Origin of the sequence: Collinsella aerofaciens, assembly GCF_005844325.1 — a bacterium.
In the GTDB taxonomy this organism is placed as follows: domain Bacteria; phylum Actinomycetota; class Coriobacteriia; order Coriobacteriales; family Coriobacteriaceae; genus Collinsella; species Collinsella aerofaciens_G.
Genome location: NZ_SPFY01000002.1, coordinates 60,163 through 81,097 on the forward strand (window position 1 = coordinate 60,163; position 20,935 = coordinate 81,097).

Below are 20,935 nucleotides of genomic sequence, written 5' to 3' on the forward strand. Positions count from 1 at the left end.
ATGCCTAAACGTACTGACATCAAGCGCATCCTCGTCATTGGTTCGGGCCCCATCGTTATCGGCCAGGCCTGCGAGTTCGACTACTCCGGCGCCCAGGCCTGCAAGGTGCTCAAGGAGGATGGCTTTGAGGTCATCCTGGTCAACTCCAACCCGGCGACCATCATGACCGACCCGGGTCTTGCCGATCGTACCTATGTCGAGCCCATCACCGCCGAGTTTATCGAGCGCGTAATCAAGAAAGAGCGCCCGGACGCGCTGCTGCCCACGCTGGGCGGCCAGACCGGTCTGAACGCCGCCGTCGAGCTGGCGAAAGACGGTACGCTCGACAAGTACGGCGTCGAGATGATCGGCTGTGACCTTGCCGCCATCGAGCGCGGCGAGGACCGCAAGCTCTTTAACGAGGCCATGGCCGAGATCGGCCTGGAGGTCGCGCGCTCGGGCTATGCCTACAGCGTGGCCGACGCCGAGGCCATCGCCGAGCGCGTGGGCTATCCCTGCGTGCTGCGTCCGAGCTTTACCCTCGGTGGCGCCGGCGGCGGCATCGCGCATACCCACGAGGAGCTCGTCTCCATCGTGAGCCAGGGCCTTGAACTCTCGCCCGCCCACGAGGTGCTGGTCGAGGAGTCCATCGAGGGCTGGAAAGAGTATGAGATGGAGGTCATGCGTGACCACGCCGGCAACGGCATCATCGTGTGCTCCATCGAGAACCTCGACCCCATGGGTGTGCATACCGGCGACTCCATCACCGTGGCGCCGGCGCAGACGCTCTCCGACCTTGAGTATCAGCGCATGCGCGTGGCCTCGCTCGCCATCTTGGAGAAGATCGGTGTCGAGACCGGTGGTTCCAACGTACAGTTTGCCGTGAACCCCAACACCGGCCGCCTGATCGTCATCGAGATGAACCCGCGCGTGAGCCGCTCGTCCGCCCTCGCTTCCAAGGCCACAGGTTTCCCCATCGCCAAGGCTGCCGCGCGCCTGGCCGTGGGCTATACGCTCGACGAGATCGTTAACGACATCACCAAGGCTACGCCCGCCTGTTTTGAGCCCACAATCGACTACTGTGTGGTCAAGGTGCCGCGCTTTGCCTTCGAGAAGTTCAAGGGTACCGACCCCACGCTCACCACGCGCATGAAGGCCGTGGGCGAGATCATGGCGATTGGCCGCACCTTTGAGGAGGCCTTCGGCAAAGCCATGCGCTCGCTGGAGGACGGTCACCAGGGTATCTGCGCCGGTGGCAAGGAGGGTGCCGATAAGCTGAGCGACGATGAGCTCGCTCAAGCCGTGGCCACGCCGACCGAGCACCGCATCTTCTTTGTGGTCGAGGCCCTGCGCCGTGGCTGGGACATCGCTCGCATCCATGCCATCTGCGGCATCGACCCGTGGTACCTCAACCGCATCAACGACATGGTGCAGGTTCAGGAGAGCATCCGCGGCCTGCGTGTGGAGGATATCGACGCCGACGCGATGCGCCTGCTCAAGCAGTACGGCACGAGCGATGCCGAGATCGCTGCGCTGACCGGCTCGGACGAGCGCTTTGTGCGCGCCTATCGCAAGGGTCTGGGCGTGGTTCCCAGCATGAAGACGGTCGATACCTGCGCTGCGGAGTTCTCGAGCGCCACGGAGTACCACTACAAGACGTACGAGAACATCTACCGCACGAGCCCGGATGCCAAGAAGTGCGTGGCTCCCGACGAGACCACGCCGGCGGACAAGCCCAAGGCGATGATCCTGGGCGCCGGCCCCAACCGCATTGGCCAGGGTATCGAGTTCGATTACTGCTGCGTGCACGCGAGCTATGCGCTGGCGGCCCGCGGCTTCGAGACCATCATGGTCAACTGCAATCCCGAGACCGTTTCGACCGACTACGACACGTCCGACCGTCTGTACTTTGAGCCGCTCACCTACGAGGACGTCATGGATGTCATCGATGTTGAGCGACCCGACGGCGTCGTGGTGACGCTCGGCGGCCAGACTCCGCTTAAGCTGGCGCGCATGCTCGAGGAGAGCGGCGTGAACATCATGGGCACCAAGCCCGATGCCATCGACTTTGCCGAGGACCGCGAGCGCTTTGCCGCCCTGCTCGACAAGCTGGGCATTATGTATCCGCCGGCGGGCCAGGCAACCTCGTTTGAGGAGGCCGAGGCCGTGGCCGCGCATATTGGCTACCCGCTGCTGGTGCGTCCGAGCTACGTGCTGGGCGGCCGCGGCATGATGATCGCCTACGATGCCGAGCATCTGCGCGATTACATGGCCGAGGCTGCGCGCATTAGCCCCGACTACCCGGTGTATCTGGACCGCTTCTTGGAGGGCGCGATCGAGTCCGATGTCGACGCCCTGTGCGATGGCGAAGAGGTCTACATCGGCGGCATTCTGGAGCATATCGAGGAGGCCGGTATTCACTCCGGCGACTCTGCGACCTGCATTCCGCCGTTCAGCTTTAGCGAGAGCCTGCAGGCAAAGCTTCGCGAGACTACGCGCCGCATCGCGATGGCGCTGGGCGTACGCGGCCTGGTCAACGTGCAGTACGCCATTAAGGGCGAGACCGTCTATGTGATCGAGGCCAACCCGCGTGCCAGCCGTACCGTGCCGTTTATCTCCAAGGCCACCGGCGTGCCGCTGGCCAAGTGCGCGGCGCGTATCATGGCAGGCGATTCCATCGCGAGCCTGGGCCTGCCGAGCGACGAGCGTCAGCTGGACTGGTTCTGCATGAAGGAAGCCGTTATGCCCTGGGGCCGTTTCCCGGGCGCCGACGTTATCCTGGGGCCCGAGATGAAGTCTACGGGCGAGGTCATGGGTATCGCCAAGAGCTATCCCGAGGCATATGCCAAGACGCAGCTGGCGATTGACTACAAGCTGCCCGACCCGAGCGCCGGCAAGGTGTTCATTAGCGTGTGCGACCGCGACAAGCGTCATATCCTTTCGGTCGCGCGTATCCTGCGTTACCTGGGCTTTGACATCTGCTCCACCGAGGGCACGGCGCGCGTGCTGCGCGGCGGCAACGTGACCTGCGAGGTTGTGGAGAAGATCAGCGGCCCGCACGACGGCGAGCGTCCCAACATCGGCGACCTCATCGCCGATGGCAAGATTGCGGTGATCATCAATACGCCATACGGCCCGGGCTCGCGTGGCGACGGTTATCTGCTGCGCACCGAGGCCGTGCGCCGCGGCGTGACCTGCGTGACCGCGATGTCTGCCGCCAACACGTACGTGAGTGCCATCGAGGCCGTGCGCGAGGACCAGCAGGGTCACGGCAGCGCCAACGACATGGGCATGGACGTCATCGCCCTGCAGGACCTGCCGCAGCACACGGTGTGGGGTGACCTGTCCGGCCGGGGCGGGGGCCGAGTTTCCCCCTTCGCTCCGGCTGCAAGCAGAGTCGCTCAGTGGGAAACTCGGCTCCCCCGCCCCGGCCTGCGGTGACTTGGTTGTGCCGTGTGCTGCAGAAGGGGCTTTGTGCGTCCGGTGGCAATCAGGGTTCCGGCAACGGTGGGCAGACATCCGGCGGTTCGAACGATGGCGCCCAGGCGGGAAAGCCCGCTGGTGACAAGGCTCAGGGTGGCAAGTCCGCTAACTCACTTGCGAGCACCGGTGATCAAACGGTGGCGACCGTCGCCGCGATCGGCGGCCTGGGTGCCGCGATCGCCGCAATCGGAGTCTTCCTTGCTCGTTTCCGCCGCAAGGAAGACTAGCGCGAGCGATTGACAATCGCACACGTTTCCCAAGAGGGCCGCGGTAACCGTCGCGGCCCTCACTTTACCGGAGCGGTCTGAGGACTCGCGTCTTTCGCTTCGGACTGCTGCGCAGGGTCAATCAGGCGGAGATCTCACCCGTGTCGGGTTTGCGATAGCTTGGCGAATATAATTACGCGAAATCTAGGATTTCTCAAAAACGCGAAGTAGATGATATATTGTACTTCGCGTTTTTCAGTTAATCTTAATTTTGCGAAGTGGATTGCCATGAGACTTATTAATCGACCGTTCTATATGGATAAGCTCTCCAAGGTGGCGGGTTCGCCAGACATCAAGGTGATTACCGGAATCAGGCGATGCGGAAAATCGAAATTGCTTGAGGCGTTTGCCAGCCAACTTCGTTCAAACGACCCCTCGGCCAACGTCATACACGTCAACTTCAATCTACTTGAGTTCGAGCCGTTGGCGGAATACCATGCGCTGCATACATATGTGGAAAAGCATTATATCGAGGGTTGCCGGAATATCGTCATGATCGACGAGGTCCAGATGTGTGAAGGGTTCGAGCGGGCTATCAACAGTCTTCATGCGTCAGAGAAATATGACATTTACATCACGGGGTCGAATGCCTTTCTTCTCTCAAGCGACCTCTCGACGTTGTTCACGGGAAGAACGGTGGAGATCGAGGTCTTTCCGTTTTCACTTGCGGAGTTCTCGGCGTATCACGAGATCACTTCTCCAGCCGAGGCCCTTGCTCGCTATGTCCGCGAGGGAGGAATGCCGGGTTCCTATATCTACCAGGACGAAAGGATGCGTTTCTCATACATCTCGGATGTGCTTGAAACTCTTATCCTGCGCGACATCAGACAAAAATATCGTATACGTAATGCGGAGCAGCTTAAACGTTCCTGCGAGTTCCTGATGGATAACGTCGGAAACATCTCTTCTCTCAAGGGGATGGCGGCTGAGCTGTCACGAGCGAACCTTAAGATAAGCGACAAGACGCTGGCTGTGTATATCGACTACCTGTGTGATGCGTTTGCGTTCTACCGGTTTCGTCGCTTTGACGTCTCAGGAAAGAAATACCTGTCGACGGGAGATAAATACTACCTGGCCGACCACTCGTTTCGCTACGCCGCGCTTGGTACGAAAAAGCTCGATTTTGGCCATGTTTACGAGAATATGGTGGCAATCGAGCTTATGCGCCGCGGATGGGAAGTCTACGTGGGCGTTCTCTACCAAAAGGAAGTAGACTTTGTCGCCATCAGGCGTGACCGCCGTGTCTATATCCAGGTGAGTGACGACATTTCCCAAGAAGCGACGCTTGAGCGTGAGCTTGATCCGCTGCGACGGATTCGAGACGCCTATCCCAAGTGCGTCATCGCCCGAACAGGGCACGAAACGACTGATTGGGATGGCATCAAGGTCGTCGACCTGGCACGATGGCTTATGGGTGAATCAGGCGAGCTGGCCGTCTAGCACGCGATGACGCGGGCTGGAACGAACGAGCGAGGATTCCGTCCCGCGAGGAGGCCAATACGGCCCTCTTCGAGGGACGGAATCCTCGCTCGATCTCTTGGCGGGACATTTTGCTCGGTCGATGATCAACGGTTGGTGGAAAGCGATGCCTCGTCCGTGCCACTATTCCGTGATTGCTGGTATTTTCTGCATGCTAAAATGAATGCATAAAAGACTTTATATTTGGAGGTCTCGATGCCTGCTTTAAAGATGCTCGACAATCTTGTTCCCATCAGCGATTTCAGTCACGGTAAGGGTCCCGCTGCGTTTTCGAGAGTGAGCAACGACAACCCGGTTGTAGTTTTGAAACACAACAAGCCGGCGTTCGTTATCGTGACGCCCGATGAATACCGAGAGGCTAAGCAGGCGGAGGAGGACCTCGCCTTGTTGACGTTGGCCCTTAAGAGGACGGCTGCGACAAGCGATGATGAACTCGTTTCCCTATCTGATGTTATGGCAGAGTTGGGTGTGGGCCAGGACGAACTCGATCAGATGGATGAGGTCGAGTTTGAATGAGCGGGTACGAAGTCGCTTTCTACCCGGATACTCTCAAGGATCTCAAGCGTCTCGATGGTTCCCAGCGAAAACACGTGTTTAAGGCTATAGAAAGAATCAGAACGAACCCATTGCCGCAGAACGAAGGCGGATTCGGCAAGCCTCTTGGAAACAAGGCAGGCACGGATTTGACGGGCTTCATGAAAATCAAGCTCAGGGGAAGTGGCATTCGGATTGTGTACCGCCTCATTAAAATCAAAGGAAAAATGGCCATCGTAGTGGTAGGCGCTCGTGAAGACATGGAAGCGTACCGAACCGCCCAAAGGCGTGCGATTGATTTCGAGAAGTGGGCGGAAGAGGCTCTCTAACTTCATGGGCGAAAACAGGAATGCAGCGATGTGCTTCAGGTGTGCGAGTTTTGAAAGGCTCTGGTGATTCGGAGGTCCGCCAGAGCCTTTTTCTATCTGTGGACATTCCTCTTGGACAGTTAGTTCAGATACGTATTTTTCAGAGGACGTGTGGAGGCCAATTTGGGCACAATTGAGCTATTTTTGATAGTCTGGACCGACAAGGCCGCGCGGGCAATAGCGAGAAAGACCTATTATTAGATCTAAAGCGACTTAAAACCAGTTTGTTAGCGCCAATTAGCACCGCCAAAATATACGTATCTGAACTAACTGTCCACCACCCTCCAACAACCTCCTATTTCAAATCAAATCAGCCACCGTGCGTCATGGATATTCCCGGTGGGTCGCGGGGTGGCGGCTACGACTTTCCCTCAGGATAATTCGCGAAGCCCGTTTTCCGAGGAAAGGTATTGGTTATGTAATACCAGTTAAACAGTAAAACTATGCTTAAGTGGTATCTGGCTGGAGAACCAATTGGTATGGTTGATTAGACCCACTTCGCCATCTACGTTCATTTTTATACCGCTGGGAGAATTCCAAACTTAATTTGCGCAACTGCTCACGTATACTGGTCCAACCTTATAGGTGGCTATCTGGTTACTACCAGTTGACCCCTTGGTAACGGGTGGGCCAATTGTACGGAATGTACCGAACACCCCCCCCCGTTTGATGCGTTCGCCCATGCTGCGGGGCGCGCGTCCGCGACACTTCCGCATGTCGGAGGGAAGGAGTCCAGGTGCGTAGGAATTCCATTTTTACGAAACGGTGGGTGAAGGGAAGCGCGGTCCTCGTTGCCACTGCAGCGACGCTTGTGTTTGCCAATCCCCAGCAGGCGATTGCCACGCCACTCAAGGGTGTCGACTCAGCGACCGTGTCTCAGTCTGCCTCGAACGTCGTCGACATCGATTTCGCTGACGGCATCAAGGGCCGTATTACGTTCCTCGAGGACGGTATTTTCCGTTATAACGTCGACCCCAAGGGTGAGTTTTCCGAGTACGCCACGCCGCGCAGTAAGTCCCACACGGCTAAGATCCAGGCTCAGCCCGATACCTCGGACACCTACAGCAAGCCGAGTGCGACGGTTGCCGACAAGGGCGACACTATCGAGATCACCGGCGGAAAGGCGACCGTGATCCTGGACAAGGCGACTGGCAAGATGAGTATCAAGTCAGGCGACCGTGGCGTGGTTTCTGAGTCTGCGCCCCTCGACCTTGATAAGAAGGGTACCGTCCAGACGCTCGCCAAGGAGAAGTCCGAGAACTTCTTTGGCGGCGGCACCCAGAACGGCCGCTTCCTGCACACCAACCAGACCATCGCCATCTCCAACACTAACAACTGGACCGATGGCGGCGTTGCCTCGCCCAACCCGTTCTATTGGACGAGCGACGGCTACGGCGTGCTCCGAAACACGTTTGCAGAGGGTTCCTACGACTTCGGTTCCACGGACTCATCGACGGTCACGACTTTGCACAGCGAGAATGAGTTTGATGCCTATTACTTCGTGGCGACCAACGAGGGCGCCTCGAACGTGGCAACCGAGATGCTGCAGGACTACTACAAGGTGACCGGCAATCCGGTGCTGCTGCCCGAGTACGGTTTCTACCTGGGTCATCTTAATGCCTATAACCGTGATGGCTGGTCAACGACCTCGGGTCAAAAGAAGTGGGAGACCAAGGGCAGCAAGTCCTCGAGTGAGAAGGGCGACGTTAAATACGAGTCCGGCATGTCGACGGGCTACAAGCTCGACGGCACGCTTGCGGCCGAGACGCTCAACGGTGAGGGCCCTACGGTTGATACCGAGAACATGAAGGCGACCGATTTCGACCGCCAGTTCTCCGCCCGGCAGGTTATCGATGACTACGAGGACAACGACATGCCGCTCGGCTGGTTCCTGCCGAACGACGGTTACGGTGCTGGCTACGGCCAGAACGGTTACTACAAGACCGGCGGCGTCAACTCCGACGGAACGAGTTCTGCCGAGCGCCTCAACGCCGTGCGCGCCAACGTCGACAATCTTAAGAAGTTCACCGAGTATGCCAACTCCAAGGGCGTGAGCACCGGTCTCTGGACCCAGTCGAACCTCGAGCCCGATAGCAACTCCGAGACCCCGTGGCATCTGCTGCGCGATTTCGATTCTGAGGTTAAGACTGGTGGCATCACCACGCTCAAGACCGACGTCGCTTGGGTGGGCTCTGGCTACTCCTTTGGCCTCAACGGCATCAAGACGGCCTATGACACCGTGACCACCGGCGCCAACAAGCGCCCCAACATCATCACGCTTGACGGCTGGGCCGGCACGCAGCGCTTTGGCGGCATCTGGACCGGCGACCAGTACGGCGGTAACTGGGAGTACATTCGCTTCCATATCCCCACGTATATCGGCCAGAGCCTCTCGGGCAACCCCAACATCGGCTCCGATATGGACGGCATCTTTGGTGGCGATCCCATCATCTCCGCTCGCGACTACCAGTGGAAGACATTCACGCCCTCTATGCTTGACATGGACGGTTGGGGCACCTACCGCAAGTCGCCCATGACGCACGGCGATCCATACACGGGCATCTCGCGCTTCTATCTCAAGCTCAAAGCACAACTCATGCCCTATATCTACACGAGCGCGGCCTCGGCGGCCAACATCGACACGGGCAACGGCGATACCGGCCTTCCCATGATCCGCGCCATGCTGCTTTCCGACAACTCCGAGTACGCCGCAAGCACCTCGACGCAGTACCAGTACATGTTCGGTGAGAACTTCCTGGTGGCACCGGTGTATCAGGATACCCAGGCAGATGAGAACGGCAACGATGTCCGCAACGGTATCTACCTGCCCAACTACGGTACCGACGAGAATCCCGCCATCTGGATTGACTACTTCTCGGGCAAGCAGTACCGCGGCGGTCAGGTCCTCAACAACTACGAGGCTCCGCTTTGGAAGCTGCCACTCTTTGTTAAGGCCAACGCCATCGTGCCGATGTACGCCGAGAACAACAACCCCGAGGCTGTGACCGAGACCAACACCAAGGGCACCAATCGCAGCCAGCGTATCGTCGAGTTCTTCGCCACCGAGGGTGAGGGCAGCTTTACGCAGTACGAGGATGACGGCTCCTCCATCGAGAACAACACGACCGAGGACGATTCCTACGGCACAATCGACAATATTTCCTACGGTGAGCATGTGAGCACCGTCTATAAGTCGAGCGTGGTGGGCGGCACGGCGACCTTTACCGCCGAGGCATCGCAGGGCGGCTACAGCGGCTACGACTCCAACCGCACCACGACCTTTGTGGCCAACGTCTCCGCCAAGCCCACGAGCGTCTCCGCCAAGAACGGCGGATCCGCGCTCAACGTGGTTGAGGTCGACTCGCAGGAGGCCTTTGACGCCGCGACCCCCGAGGCCGGCCAGGCGGTCTACTTCTACAACGAGACCCCCAACCTCAACCACTACGGTAGCGACGCAGGCAGCACCGAGGCCGAGCAGGGCGAGAGCTTCAACAACACCAAGATCACCACGAATCCCAAGGTCTACGTCAAGTTCGCGAAGACCGATGTCGCCACGGCAGCGCAGACGCTCGAACTGGGCGATTTCGTGAACGCCGATGCCACGCTCGCGGCCGACCGCTTCAACGAGAACCTCTCCGCACCCGCGAACCTTGCTGCCCCCGAGGACGCCACGACCCCCACGAGCATTAAGCTCACCTGGGGGAAGGTCGATGGTGCTACCTCCTACGACCTTAAGGTAGACGGCACTGTGTTCGCCGTGGGCGATGCGGCAGAATTCACGCATACCGATCTTGCCTACAACAGCAAGCATACCTACCAGATTCGTTCGCGCAACGCCGATGGCTACTCCGCATGGAGCGACGTGCTTGAGGCGAACTCTGCGCTCGACCCGTGGCGGAACGTGCCTGAGGCCGAGGAAATCACTTGGGAGGGCTCGCTCTACGGTAGCCATAAGGCCGAACTCGCCTTCGACCATGAGTTCCAGTCGGGCGACGGCGGTTTCCACTCCGGTGGCAACGATCTGGGCAAGGCGCTTACCGTTGACTACGGTCGCGCTTACAAGCTCGACAAGCTCGAGTACTATCCGCGCGATGATGCCGGTAACGGCACTGTGACCAAGATGCGCATCGAGACGAGCCTCGACGGCGTGCATTGGACGACGCAGGAGGTCGACTGGGAGCGCTCCGCCGCTTGCAAGACGGTGGCGTTCGACGGCGCCGTGGCCGCGCGCTACGTGCGTATGACGCCGCTCGCGTCCGTGGGCAACTTCTTCTCCGCCTCCGAGATCGCCATCTACAAGACCGACGGCACGGACGGCTTCGCTGTGGGCTCCAACCTCAACAAGGCCACGGTCTCCGACGGCGACTACTCCAACATGAAGAATTACCTGGGTCTTGAGAACCGCGAGCCCGACACCTCGACGTTCGACTCCCAGATCCGCGCCCACTTCGCCGACCTCAACGGCAACGGCGTCTACGACGTGTACGACTACTCCTTCACCATGGCGGCGCTCGACGGCGGCACCAAGCAAAAGGGCAAGGCTGCTGGCACCCTCGCGGTGATCCCGAGCAAGATGGAGGTCGAGGCCGGCGACGAGATCACGGTCGACGTCTACGCCACCGACGCCGAGAACATCAACGCGCTCGGTGCGCTCGTCAACTTCAACAGCGACCAGTTCGAGTATGTCTCCGAGAGCATCGCGCAGGATGCGTCGACGGCGGGCATGGAGAACCTCTCGCGCGAGAAAGTGCAGTTCACGGATGGCCACCAGACCATCAACCTGGCCTTCGCCAACCGCGGCGACGCCAAGCTCTTCAACAGTACTGGTGTGGTCGCGAGCTTTAAACTCAAGGCTAAGACGGCCGGCAAGGTCGAGCTGCCCTCGACGTCTTGGCTCGTCGGCCCGGCGTGCGACGCGCTCGAGTTCGTGAGTGATGGCACCGTGACGATGCCCGGTGTCCCGCAGCCCACCAAGTCCGAGTACGGCCGCGACGCCTTTGACATCACGATGACCAACGACGAGCTCCCCACCGACGACGGCACCAACGTCGAGAAGCTCATCCAGCAGAAGAGCTATGACGGACTGTTCGACAACAATGAGGGCGGCAACGACTTCGAGTTCCTGTGGAACTATGGGCCCAACTGGATCGACGGCAAGATGCCGACCTACGTCAAGCTGCCCGCCACGATGACGTTCGCCTTCAAGACGCCGTCGAAACTCGATAGCGTCGAGGTCGTTAACCGCAACGGTGGCAACGGCACCGTGCAGAAGATTAAGTCCGTCGTGACGTTCGAGGACGGCTCGACCCAGGAGTTCTCGGGCGGAAGCTTTGATTCCTATCAGGCTCGCTACGCCTTTGGCCTCTCTGCCGAGAACAAGGGCAAGAAGGCGACCAAGGTCGAGATCACGCCGCTTGAGGCATCGGGTGACCAGATGCTCACGCTGCGCGAGATCAACTTCAACTACACACAGGGTGTCGAGGCCATCGAGGGTGTCGAACTGGGCAAGAACCAGACCGAGTTCTTCGAGGGCGATGTGACGCTCGTCGACGCCAAGGCCACGCCCGAGAGCGCCGGCTACCCCTATGTGACGGTCGAGAGCTCCGATCCTTCTGTGGTGAGCGTCTCCGCTGTCCAGGCCGGCGATAGCGTGAGCTACTACCTGCGCGCCAACAAGGCCGGCAAGGCAACGATCACGGTGGCGTCGGTGCTCGATCCCTCCAAGACCGCATCCTATGAGGTCGAGGTCAAGGCTGGTGTCGACACCTCTGCGCTCATGGCAGCGCTTTCCAAGGCCGCGGGCTACAGCGAGTCCGTCTACACCAAGGATTCCTATGCAGCCCTCACCGCTGCGGTCGAGGCGGCTCAGAAGCTCCTCGATGGCGGCCAGGGCAGCTATAGCAAGAAGGATGTCGCAGACGCCACGGCCAAGATCGAGAAGGCAATCGACGGCCTCAAGATGCGCCCCGTCGATGAGAAGAGCCTCATCAACACGCCCGAGAACCGCGAGAACGTCAAGGTGACCGGCTTCTCGAGCGAGGCCGACTATGAGGGCAGCAACGCCGTCAACGCTCTTGACGGCGATGAGCAGACGCTCTGGCACAGCGACTGGGCCTATAAGGCCGGTATGCCCCAGTACCTGACCGTCGACCTGGGCCGCGACTACGATCTCACCGACGTCACGTTCCTGCCGCGCCAGGACGGCGGCACGAACGGCGATATCTTTGAGGCCGAGGTGCTGGTTTCCGACACCGCCGACGGTTATGAGATGGGCACCGCCACGTCGATGGGTACGTTTACCTTCGACAACGACGGCCGCGTGCTCACCGACCGTGGCGACTGGAAGCAGATGAGCTTTGGTGCCGCGCGCGGTCGCTACGTGACCGTCAAGGTGCTCCACGCCGGCGGTGGCAGCGTTGACGCCTACTGCAGCATGGCGGAGCTCAAGTTCTACGGTACGGCCGTTCCCAATCCGGTGGCGAAGGACGACCTCACTGCCGCGATTGAAAAGGTTGATGCCGAGGTTGCAGCCGGCGACCTTAAGGCCAGCGACTACACCGAGGCTTCCTGGACCGCGTTCCAGAACGCCTTGGCGAGCGCCCGCGCCATCCTGAACGACGAGAACGCCACGCAGGACGAGGTCGACCAGGCACTCAAGGCACTCGAGAGTGCTCGCGACGCGCTTGAGAAGACTCCGGTGACCCCGGTCGAGAACCCGACCAAGAAGCAGCTCAAGGCCTTGGTCAAGCAGGCGAAGGAGACTGACACCAGGGGCAAGACGGACGAGTCTGTCAAGGCCCTGACGGATGCCATTACCTACGCCGAGGACGTCTTGGGTGATGAGAATGCTTCCGACATCCAGCTCCAGGCGGCCTATGACCAGCTCAAGCTGGCCATTGAGAGCCTCAAGGATGCCGATTCCGGCAACCAGGGCGGCTCGGGCAACCAGGGTTCCGGCAATGGCTCAAACGGCGGCAACCAGGCGGGCAAGCCCGCAGGCGACAAGGCCCAGGGCAGCAAGAAGAGCGGTTCGGCGATCCCCAATACCGGCGACCAGACGGCGGCGACCGTCGCGGCCGTCGGTGGTCTTGGCGCCATCATCGCCGCGATCGGCGCTTTCTTCCATCGTCGCAGCAAGGCTAAGTAGTCCCAGCGACAACTAAGCAAACGTGCCCGCCGCTCCGTCAAGGACGGCGGGCATTGCTTTATTATTTCAGCCAACGTACGTCATGGCAATATCCGGTAGGTCGCAGGGCGCTTCGCGGGCGGGCGGGCCAGGCTCTATCTGAACGACTTTGCGAAGCAACCGGAGTGAAGATAAAGCCTGGCCCGCCCGCGAAGCGCCACAGAGACCGCAGGGACGGGAGCAGCTATACTACTCTCAGTAGTTAAGGGTCGCGGATCCGCCGCGTCACCGCTCTCAACAGGAGGTCTTTGTTTATGGCAGATCAGAAGCCGGTTGTCGGGATCATCATGGGCTCCAAGTCCGATCTGGGCGTTATGGAAGGTTGCACCGCCGAGCTCGAGGCACTGGGCGTGCCCTATGAGCTCGTGATTGCAAGCGCACACCGCACGCCGGCGAAGGTCCATGAGTGGGCCTCGACCGCTGCCGACCGCGGCATCAAGGTGATTATCGCTGCTGCCGGCAAGGCTGCTCACCTGGGCGGTGTCGTTGCTGCGTTTACGCCGCTGCCGGTCATCGGTGTGCCTATGAAGACGAGCGATCTGGGTGGTATGGACTCGCTGCTGTCGATGGTGCAGATGCCTTCGGGCGTGCCCGTTGCCTGTGTGGCCATCAACGGTGCCAAGAACGCTGCCATTTACGCCACGCAGATTCTGGGCGCCTGCGACCCCGAGTACCGCAAGGTTGTCGAGAAGATGAAGCAGGAGATGGCTGACGCTTAAGCGCTCTGCCAGTCCATTTGCAGCATAAGGAGAGCCATGTCCGACTATCAGGGAAAGCGTTTTTCGGCTTCTCGGATTCCCGATCCAGCCAAGTCGGGAGCGGCCCGCGCGCCGCAGCGGGGTCGGACATCCTCTCCTCAGCAGTCACGTGCGCCGCGCCCCGTGACGCCGGCGAAGCATCGCCGTCAGGATACACCTGCTGCATATCGCCCTTCGTCATACAGTACGGCCAAGAAGTCACCTCGCTCTTCGGCGCATGCCGCGCCATCGAGCTATACCGAGCCGCCGCGCAAAAATCGCCGCTCCGTCATTCCCATTCTGCTCATCATCATCGGTATTGGCCTGATCGTTGCTGCGGCCGCTATCTTTATCAACGCGCAGATTGGCTACAAGCAGGCGAGCGAGTCGTATCAAAAAATCGAAAAGCAATATGTGAGCGACAAGGACGCCAGTGGCGTGCCAATTATCGACTTCAATGCGCTTGCCCAGACAAATCCCGAGGTTGTGGGTTGGATTTACGCGCCCGGCACCAACATCAACTACCCCGTGGTGCAGACCAACAACAACTCCAAGTACCTCAACACGCTGTTCGACGGCACCGCCAATGCGTCGGGTGCCATCTTCCTGGATAGCGACGACACCGCGCCGGGCATGGTGGATCAGCAGACCACGATTTACGGTCATCACATGAACGACGGTTCGATGTTCAACGTGATTTCGGATACGACCGATCAAGCGACGTTCGACAGCATGGACTACGTGTACTACATCACACGTGACGCGACGTATAAGCTGCGTCCGCTGGCGACCAAGGTGGTCGAGGACACGTATGCCAAGGCGCGCACGCCCAACTTTGAGGGCGATGACGGACTGAAGAATTATCTGTCCGAGATGCTCGACGGTGCCTCTGCCGTGGCGAGCGATGCCACCGATCGTGCCGCTTCGGCAACCAAGGTCGTAACGCTTGTGACCTGCCGTTCGCTGTCATTTAGCAATACGCGCGCCGTCATGGTGCTCACGCCGGTCGAGGAATAAAGTGTCCGGGCCCCGTCCCAAAAAGACTACCCTGGAAATCAAAAGGAGAAATGATGCTTGAGAACGGCAAATCGATGCCTTCGGTTGATGCTTGGCTGCGCGAAGCCAAGGCCGATGTTTCGGCGGCTGATTGTGGGATGTACCTGACACACAACGGCGTGGTGCGCGCGACGCCCAAGGCCGAAGTGCGCGGAGTCGAGACCGATGGCGTGGCGCCAGGCCACAAGGTGGGCGGCATGGTGTTTGGCTTCGATGCCGAAAAGGTGCAGGCCGCTATCGAGGCGACGCGCACGATGCCGGGTATCGGCTATGTGCGCGTGTGGCTGGCGAGCGGCGAGCTTACCGTGGGCGACGACATCATGCTCGTGCTCATTGGCGGAGACATTCGCCCGCATGTGGTCGATGCGCTGCAGTCGCTCGTCGGCACCATCAAGAACGAGTGCGTGAGCGAGGTCGAGCGCGAGGCGTAAGGCCTCGTCGGCAATCCGAGTCTGTCTATAGCGAAAGCCCGCCGGCAGTTCATGTAGATCTGCCAGCGGGCTTTGATGTGTTGGAGCTATTTTGCTCTGGCGTTTGCTACACGCGTGTGGCGTCCTTGGGGCTCATGGTCATACTCTGAAAACGGTTCTCCATATATTCGTTATCGAAATGCTTGTCATAGAACTGTGCGACGGGAATATTTCGAACGGTTCCGTTGACGCGCTGATACCAATAGTCGAGCGATTGCAACGTCATGACGCCGTCGATCAACATGACGGCGGTCAGGATGACGGTAGCAGAGTAGCGGCGTTTCCATGGAATCATATTGATGAGCTTAAGCAGGTGCGGCAGCAAGACCTTGATCCAGATGAGGCCACCCAGGCCCCACATGCAGGCAAACGGCGTGCATGTGCGTCCCCCGGTCAATACCGCGATGGGATCGGGCATGCCGAATAGCCTAATGTGTGAATAGCTCCACGACACCACGCCAAATGAGGTCTGCATAAACCAGCCTACAAACACCTCGAAAGCGCCGCCGATCAGGGCACTTACCAGGAAAATGATCAGAGGATTCTTTTTATAGAAGCGGTTGAGCGCCATGGTCATGAGCACCGCGCCAAATCCGTAGATGGGGCTAAAGGGGCCAAATAGCATACCGGCACGGTCCTGATAGACGCCGGGATCGACGACGACCATATGCCAGACTTCCTCGAGAATGAGACCTAACACGCTGCAGACGAAGAATACCCAGAACAGGTTGAAGTAGTTGAGCTTGATGTAGCCCTCGCCGGTTTCGTCGCGGCCGAGCATCCCCTCGGCGGCGGCATCGCGGTCGAGCATCTCTTGCAGACGGCGCTGCAGTTCGCGCTCCTGGCGTAGCGTGGGGTCGACGGTGGCCGACAGCGCAATGAGGATGACAAGCTGGACGGCGGGGCGCAGCAGGAAGGGTCCGATGCCCTGGAGCATCACGTCAACTAAAAGCTCGACGACGGTAAACGCGATAAGGATGTAGGAAAGACGGGCGGCGTTGCGGCGCTGGTTCTTGATGAGGTCCAGGCCAAAGATGATCAAGATGACGGCACTGGCAGCCGAGAGCATGATGCCGGCGACGATAAGGCCGACTGCGACGAGCGTGTTGTCGCCGAGGTTGGCGGCGGCGTTGCCGTTGATGAGCGCGGTGATGACCTGCCACATAAAGGCGCCGACCGACGGGAGCGTACCAACACCGGACAGGATGCACAGGACGGCATACACCTTAATGATGAGGGGGATCTTCTTGACCTCCGTGGCGCTGGGGACGCTGGGGTCGAGTTCGTTTCGATCCATACATAACCTTTCTCGTTTTGCTGTAGGTACAAGGATACGCCGCCGACCTGCTAAAAGACAAGACAAACGACCCAATTGCAGCAATGTAAGCCCTAGCGGTGGACGAGACGCGTCGCGACGGAAGCATGCGGGATCGTCGGCCCCGAGGCGGTTGCCCAATAAAATGTTTGGCTGCAAAACGGATTATAAGCTCGGTGGGCTTTTAAAAAGCGCTGTTCATGCGCGGGAGTGCTTGTCTTGCCGTGCGTATAATAGGGCAGGTAACGCCAAATAACGAGGCTCTGAGGGGATGCCATGTCTCAAGAAACCATCCGCGCGGCCGAGCGTGCCGCGGGACAGGTGAAGACCATGTCGACGTATGATCCGGACTCCGACCAGCTGCATGAGGAATGCGGCATTTTTGGTGTGTGGGCACCCGATCGCGATGTGGCTCGACTGACGTACTTTGGTCTGCGCGCGCTACAGCATCGCGGCCAGGAATCGGCGGGAATCGCCGTGGGTGATGGCGGCACGGTTATGGTTCGCAAGGACCTGGGCCTGCTCGACCGCGTGTTCTCCAACGCCGACCTGTCGACACTCTCCGGCCAGCTGGCCGTGGGCCACGTGCGCTATGGCACTGCCGGTGCCAAGAGCTGGGAGGCCTCTCAGCCGCACCTCTCTACCATCAATAGCGTCATTATCGCGCTCGCGCACAACGGTACCCTCGTCAACACCGACGAGCTGCGCCGCCAGCTGATCGAGCTGGGCGTGCCGTTCCTTTCCAATTCGGATTCCGAGGTCGCGACTAAGCTTATCGGTTACTTTACTCAGCGTACAGGCCATCTACGCGAGGGCATTCGCAAGACCATGGAGCTCGTGCGCGGCGGCTATGCCATGACGCTCATCAACGAGCAGGCGCTCTACGCATTCCGCGATCCGCACGGCATTCGCCCGCTTGTGCTGGGCAAGCTGGTGGACGAGGGTCTGGACCAAGCCGATGCCGCATCCGTTTCGCAGCTGCCGTCGCAGGACGGCGCCGCGACGGTCGACGCCACCACCCATGTCACCCGCGCCGGCGGCTGGGTCGTTGCTTCCGAGACGTGCGCGCTCGACATTGTGGGCGCCGAGTATGTTCGTGACGTCCGTCCCGGCGAGATCTTGCGCATCAGCGCCGAGGGCCTTGTGTCCGAGCAGGGCGTGCCTGCCGCCGAAGAGCCTGCTAACTGCATCTTTGAGCAGGTCTACTTCGCTCGCCCCGACTCCATCATGAACGGCAAGAGCGTCTACGCCTGCCGTTATGACATGGGTCGTCAGCTGGCACACGAGGAGCCCGTCGAGGCCGACCTGGTCATCGGCGTGCCCGATTCCGGCCTGCCGCCCGCGGAGGGTTATTCGCACGAGAGCGGTATTCCCTTTGGCGAGGGCCTTATCAAGAACCGCTACGTGGGCCGTACGTTTATCGAACCCACGCAGGAGCTGCGCGCCATGGGCGTGCGTATGAAACTCAACCCGCTGCGCGACAACATCGAGGGCAAGCGCCTGGTCGTCATCGACGACTCCATCGTGCGCGGCACCACCATGGTGCAGCTCGTCAAGATGCTACGCAACGCCGGCGCCAAGGAGATTCATATCCGCATCAACTCACCCGAGGTTATCTGGCCGTGCTTCTACGGTATCGATACCGACGTGCAGTCGCAGCTTATCAGCGCCAACAAGACGGTCGACGAGATTTGCGAGTATATCGGCGCCGATTCGCTGGCCTTCCTTTCGGTCGAGGGCCTGCTTAAGGTCATGCCCAAGGGCGGTTACTGCGATGCGTGCTTTACCGGCCGCTACCCCGTGGCGATTCCCGAGAGTTTTGGTCGCGACAAGTTCATGGAGGGCTTTAAGCCCCGCAACCTGGACAAGCCGCTGCACTTTGATGACGACGCCGTGGTCGAGAAATACGACGACCGCAGCTGGGAAGAGGAACACGGCGAGGCCTAAAACCTGCCATGTAGGGACAGGTTTATTTTGGTAGGTTTTACCTGCTGTTTTGTTGATATGACGGCGCGCGTTGTTATGGCGCGCGCCGAAATGAACGCAACTATGAGCACCGTTTGGCGTCTGTGCGTCAAACGGTAGTGGGAGAGGAAGGCTCAGATGAGCGACAGCAAGCATGTGACGTATGAGGATGCCGGCGTCGATACCGCCGAGGGCGGCCGCGCCGTCGACGCGATTAAGCAGATGGTCAAGGACACCAATCGCCCCGAGGTTATCGGCGGCCTCGGCGGCTTCGGTGGCCTGTTCTCGGCCGCCGCGCTTAAGGATATGGAAGACCCGATTCTGATTAGCGGTACCGACGGCGTGGGCACCAAGCTCGTGCTCGCCCAGATCATGGATCGCCACGAGACGGTGGGCCAGGACCTGGTCGCTATGTGCGTCAACGACATTCTGGCTTCGGGCGCCGAGCCGCTGTTCTTCCTGGACTACGTTGCCATCGGCCACATCGAGGCCGAGCACATGGCAAAGATCATCAAGGGCGTGGCCGATGGCTGTAAGCTCGCGGGCTGCGCGCTCGTGGGCGGTGAGATGGCCGAGCACCCCGGCGTCATGGCTCCGGCCGACTACGACCTTGCCGGCTTTACCGTGGGCGTCGTCGACCGTCCCAAGATGCTCGACCCCGCAAACGTCCGCCCGGGCGATGTGATCCTGGGCCTGCCTTCCACCGGCGTGCACTCCAACGGCTACTCGCTCGTGCGCAAGGTCATCGGCGTCGACGGCATTAAGCCGGGCACGCCCGAGGCCGCCGCTAAGGCGGAGGAGCTGAGCCGTCCGCTCGAGGAGCTCGGCGGTGCTTCGCTGGCAGACGCCCTGCTGGCTCCCACGCGCATCTACGTCAAGCCGATTCTGGAGCTGCTGCGCGGCGGCGCTCCGGTGCACGCCATTGCCCACATCACTGGCGGCGGTATTACCGAGAACCTCAACCGCGCGCTCGCCGACGACGTCGATGCCGTGGTCACCCGCAACGGCGCCGAGATGGGCTGGGATGTTCCGCCCGTCATCACCTACGTGTCGCGTCAGGCCGAGCTCGCGCCCAATGAGGCATGCAAGACCTTCAACATGGGCGTCGGCCTGTGCCTGATCGTCGCCCCCGAGGACGAGGCTGCCGTGACCGAGGCTCTGGTCGCGCTGGGCGAGAAGCCGTTCCGCGTGGGCGAGTGCGTCGAGGGTTCCGGTAAGGTCGTGTACTCCGATGAGCGCTAACGAGCAGATGGCTGCCGCCGAGGGCCTGGGCTTTGTGCCCTACACCCGTCCGACCGGCACCGATACGGCCGAGCCGCTCAAGATCGGCGTGCTTATCAGCGGTTCGGGTACCAACCTGCAGGCGCTGATCGACCTGATCGCCGCCGGCAAGCTCAACGCCTCGATTGAGCTTGTGGTGTCGAGCCGTCCATCGGCTAAGGGCTTGCAGCGCGCCGAGCGTGCGGGTATCCAGACGCTCACGCTGTCCAAGGACGTCTATGCCGACCCCATCGCGGCTGACGAGATCATCGCGCATGAGCTGCTCGAGCGCGGCTGCGAGTACGTGGTGATGGCCGGTTACATGCGCATGGTGCACACGCCGCTGCTGGCGGCGTTCCCCAATCGCGTGGTCAACCTGCATCCGGCGCTGCTGCCGAGCTTTACCGGTGCCCATGCGATTGACGATGCGTTTGCTCGCGGCGTCAAGGTGACCGGCGTGACCGTGCACTTTGCCAACGAGATCTACGACAACGGCCCCATCATCGCCCAGCGTGCGCTGGCTGTCGAGGAGGGCTGGGACGTCGACGTGCTCGAGGAGCACATCCACGCGATCGAGCATGTGCTGTATCCCGAGGTCGTGCAGATGCTCGCCGACGGTCGCGTTCACGTGCTGGAGAGCGGCAAGGTCGCAATTGATGCGCCGCGCTAGCGCGTGTAAACGGGTCACCTAGGTTTCTCTGAGGCGTAAACGACTATAAAGCCGATTGGGGCATATGGAATCACATGTGCCCCAATCGGCTTTTACTATCTCTTTGACTTCGGGCTCCTGATAACGTGACGGGTGGGACTTCGGAAAATGAGGGCGGTTGGCCGCGA

The 20,935-nt window shown here is 60.2% G+C and carries 13 protein-coding genes; 12 read left to right on the forward strand and 1 reads right to left on the reverse strand.

All coding sequences use genetic code 11. From position 1 onward, the window contains the following. The 9 genes from carB to FGQ61_RS01165 all read left to right on the forward strand — a co-directional run bounded on the left by carB (position 1) and on the right by FGQ61_RS01165 (position 15,519). The gene (carB, locus tag FGQ61_RS01125) at positions 1-3,420 is read left to right on the forward strand and encodes a carbamoyl-phosphate synthase large subunit (protein WP_229025830.1); all 3,420 of its coding nucleotides are present in this window, start codon (positions 1-3) and stop codon (positions 3,418-3,420) included. A 14-nt stretch (positions 3,421-3,434) separates the two neighbouring features. Further along, positions 3,435-3,689, forward strand: a complete 255-nt coding sequence (locus tag FGQ61_RS01130; RefSeq protein ID WP_171021465.1) for an LPXTG cell wall anchor domain-containing protein — start codon at positions 3,435-3,437, stop codon at positions 3,687-3,689. Positions 3,690-3,956: 267 nt separating this feature from the next. Next, entirely contained in the window at positions 3,957-5,168 is a 1,212-nt protein-coding gene (locus FGQ61_RS01135; RefSeq protein ID WP_138374288.1) for an ATP-binding protein, read from the forward strand. Positions 5,169-5,402: 234 nt separating this feature from the next. Next, positions 5,403-5,723 (forward strand): type II toxin-antitoxin system prevent-host-death family antitoxin, encoded by a 321-nt coding sequence (locus tag FGQ61_RS01140; RefSeq protein ID WP_138374289.1) that lies wholly within the window; start codon positions 5,403-5,405, stop codon positions 5,721-5,723. Further along, the gene (locus FGQ61_RS01145) at positions 5,720-6,070 is read left to right on the forward strand and encodes a type II toxin-antitoxin system RelE family toxin (RefSeq protein WP_138374290.1); all 351 of its coding nucleotides are present in this window, start codon (positions 5,720-5,722) and stop codon (positions 6,068-6,070) included. The genes FGQ61_RS01140 and FGQ61_RS01145 overlap by 4 nt, the downstream gene beginning before the upstream one ends. A gap of 775 nt (positions 6,071-6,845) precedes the next feature. Next, positions 6,846-13,256 carry a discoidin domain-containing protein gene (locus FGQ61_RS01150; RefSeq protein ID WP_138374291.1) on the forward strand — a complete coding sequence of 2,137 codons (6,411 nt, stop codon included), beginning with the start codon at positions 6,846-6,848 and terminating at the stop codon, positions 13,254-13,256. A gap of 293 nt (positions 13,257-13,549) precedes the next feature. Continuing rightward, complete coding sequence (purE, locus tag FGQ61_RS01155) at positions 13,550-14,014, forward strand: 5-(carboxyamino)imidazole ribonucleotide mutase (protein WP_138374292.1); 465 nt, start codon at positions 13,550-13,552, stop codon at positions 14,012-14,014. Positions 14,015-14,050: 36 nt separating this feature from the next. Continuing rightward, positions 14,051-15,049: a class B sortase gene (locus tag FGQ61_RS01160; protein ID WP_138374293.1), complete on the forward strand. Its 999-nt coding sequence runs from the start codon at positions 14,051-14,053 to the stop codon at positions 15,047-15,049. A gap of 53 nt (positions 15,050-15,102) precedes the next feature. Beyond that, complete coding sequence (locus tag FGQ61_RS01165) at positions 15,103-15,519, forward strand: molybdenum cofactor biosynthesis protein MoaE (RefSeq protein WP_229025831.1); 417 nt, start codon at positions 15,103-15,105, stop codon at positions 15,517-15,519. A 106-nt stretch (positions 15,520-15,625) separates the two neighbouring features. On the opposite strand, the gene FGQ61_RS01170 is transcribed toward FGQ61_RS01165, so the two are convergent. Next, positions 15,626-16,855: a putative ABC transporter permease gene (locus FGQ61_RS01170; RefSeq protein WP_138374294.1), complete on the reverse strand. Its 1,230-nt coding sequence runs from the start codon at positions 16,853-16,855 to the stop codon at positions 15,626-15,628. A gap of 294 nt (positions 16,856-17,149) precedes the next feature. Here FGQ61_RS01170 and FGQ61_RS01175 point away from each other — a divergent pair, with 294 nt between their 5' ends. The 3 genes from FGQ61_RS01175 (at position 17,150) to purN (ending at position 20,768) form a co-directional block, all read left to right on the forward strand. Then, positions 17,150-18,820, forward strand: a complete 1,671-nt coding sequence (locus tag FGQ61_RS01175; RefSeq protein WP_138113623.1) for an amidophosphoribosyltransferase — start codon at positions 17,150-17,152, stop codon at positions 18,818-18,820. A gap of 156 nt (positions 18,821-18,976) precedes the next feature. Further along, on the forward strand, positions 18,977-20,080 hold the full coding sequence (gene purM / locus FGQ61_RS01180) for a phosphoribosylformylglycinamidine cyclo-ligase (protein ID WP_138374295.1): 1,104 nt from the start codon (positions 18,977-18,979) through the stop codon (positions 20,078-20,080). After that, positions 20,070-20,768 carry a phosphoribosylglycinamide formyltransferase gene (gene purN / locus FGQ61_RS01185; RefSeq protein ID WP_138374296.1) on the forward strand — a complete coding sequence of 233 codons (699 nt, stop codon included), beginning with the start codon at positions 20,070-20,072 and terminating at the stop codon, positions 20,766-20,768. Before purM ends, purN begins: the two co-directional genes overlap by 11 nt. Positions 20,769-20,935: the final 167 nt, after the last annotated feature.